Source organism: Falsiroseomonas sp. RANM36 (assembly GCF_056682175.1).
In genome coordinates this window covers 1-2,234 of record NZ_JBWXTD010000029.1, presented here as the reverse complement: position 1 = coordinate 2,234, position 2,234 = coordinate 1, and the positions used below count along the sequence as shown (strand labels likewise).

Here is a 2,234-nt window from a genome sequence, read left to right as displayed (position 1 = left end):
CCCCGCGCGCGCGGCGGCCGGCGCCGCCCCCCCGCCCCGCCGGCGCGCCCTGGGCCGCGGGGGGGCGACGGAGAAGCCGGGCGCCGGCTTGCGCGTGCTGCTGGTGGAGGACGATGCCACCAATCAGCTCGTCGCCCGCGCCCTCCTCGAACGCGCCGGGGCTTCGGTCGAGCTTGCCGCGGACGGCGCCGAAGCGCTGCGGCAGGCCGCAACGGAGAGCTTCGACCTGATCCTGATGGATCTCCAGATGCCGGTCATGGACGGCCTCACGGCGACCCGGGCGCTGCGTGACGGCGGCGGCCCCAACCGCGGCACCCGGATCATCGCCCTGACTGCCGCCGTTGACGCCGCCTTCGAGGCGGCGTGCCGCGATGCAGGCATGGACGGCTACGTCACCAAGCCGGTGACGCGGGCAAGCCTGGAGCGGCTGCTGAGCGGGGCGCGCGAGCATCGTGCCGCGTGATGCTACTGGCCGCGCCTGCCCGCCATCACGGCGAGGGTGCGCAGCGCGATGGAGGAATCCGCCACCAGCCAGGCGCGCAGGCCGGTCAGCGCCATGGCGTAGGCGTGATCGAAGGCGACCTTGCGGCGGACATCGGCGATGCAGCTGTCATAGCCCTGGCGGACCTGCGCGAGGCCGGTGATGCCGGGGCGAAGCCCCGCGGTGCGGTCGGCGAAGAAGGGGATCTCGCGTTCCAGGCGGTGATAGAAGCCCGGGCGCTCGGGGCGCGGGCCGACGATCGCCATGTCGCCCTTCAGCACGTTCAGCAGCTGCGGCAGTTCGTCCAACCGGGTCTTGCGGAGGAAGGCGCCGATCCGCGTGATGCGCGGGTCGCGCTTCGTTGCCCAGACCGCGCCGGTCGCCGCTTCCGCATCGCTGCGCATGGACCGGAACTTCATCATCACGAAGAGCTCGGTGCGGTCGGGCAAGGCGCGGCCGATGCGCAGCTGTCGGAAGATCACCGGACCGGGGCTGTCGAGCCGGATCGCCAGCGCGATCAGCGGCCAGATCGGCAGCGTCACCGCCAGAGCGAGCAGCGCGACCGCCACGTCGAAGCCGCGCTTCCCGAACGCCACGCTGCGCGGGAGATGCAGCGTGTCGGCGGCACGCCATGACGCCTCGCGCATCGGCATGGCTTCCGCGGCGCGCCGCCACGGCCTGCGCTCGCGGCCCAGCGCATAGCGCGCGACGCCGACGAAGCTCGCCCAGCTGCCCGCGGCGGCGTAGTGCAGCACCGCCATCGGCCTCGGCGCGCGCGCGCCCAGCACCAGCCCGCACAGCGCCAGCAGGATCGCCGTCACCGCGCCGGCCGCCAGCAGCGCGAAGGGCGCCGAGACGGGGGCGAGCGCCATCGTCCCGGCCAGGCCGATCGCGACCAGCGCGGGCATCGCGACGCGCAGCGCCTTCCCGGAGGCGAAGGCCAGCGCGACGCGGCCATGGCGCGGATGAAGCAGCGGCAGTAGCCGCGCCATCTGCTGCGCGTTGCCCGCCGCGATACGCCGGCGCCGGCGCGCCTCCGTGGCGCGGTCGCTGCGCTCCGCCTCGCGCACGACGATGGCGGGGTCGTAGGCGAGCTTCCAGCCGCGCAGGAACATCTGCATCGGCAGCACGAAATCGTCGTTGATCGTGTCGGGCGGCAGCGGCGCCCAGGCCTGCCGGCGAAAGGCCCAGAAGGCGCCATGCATCCCGAGCGGCGCGCCGAGCGCGGCCTCGCCCTGCTTCACCGCCGTCTGCATCGCCCAATAGGCGCGCTCGCCCTCGCTGCCCGGGCGCTCCAGCGCGTAGGTGCCGCCGATAGCGCCGAGCGAAGGGTCGGCGAACCAGGCGACGGCGCGGCGCAGCGCGTCGCGCGGCAGCATGGCCGAGACATCGGTGAGCGCGACGATCTCCGTTGCCGCGGCGCCGATGGCGTCGTTGAGCACGGCGACCTTGCCCCGGTTGCGCGGATGGTCGAGCACCACGGCATCGAGACCGGTGTCCCGCAGCGCGCTCTGCGCCAGCGCCGCCGTGGCGTCGGTGCAGCCGTCGCAGGCGATGACGATGCGCAGGCGGTCGCGCGGGTAGTCGAGCGCCGCCAGGTTCGCGACCTTGCGCGCGATGAAGGCCGCCTCGTTGTGCGCCGGCATCACCAGCGTGACCCGCGGCAGCGATGCGGCGGGCGGCGGCGCCCGCGGGGCGCGGGGCGCCCCCCCCCCCCCGGACCCCGCCCCCGGGCAGCGAATAACCGGCGAAA

2 protein-coding genes are annotated in these 2,234 nt (G+C 74.7%); one reads left to right on the top strand and one right to left on the bottom strand.

Annotation, left to right across the window (positions count from 1 at the left end; genetic code table 11):
* The first annotated feature begins 94 nt into the window (after nucleotides 1–94).
* A complete protein-coding gene (locus AC1MIR_RS27665; RefSeq protein ID WP_480031385.1) occupies nucleotides 95–463 on the top strand; it encodes a response regulator in 369 nt (122 codons plus the stop codon).
* A 2-nt stretch (nucleotides 464–465) separates the two neighbouring features.
* On the opposite strand, the gene AC1MIR_RS27660 is transcribed toward AC1MIR_RS27665, so the two are convergent.
* The coding region (locus AC1MIR_RS27660) for a sugar transferase (protein WP_480031384.1) at nucleotides 466–2,234 on the bottom strand (1,769 nt) is incomplete at its 5' end.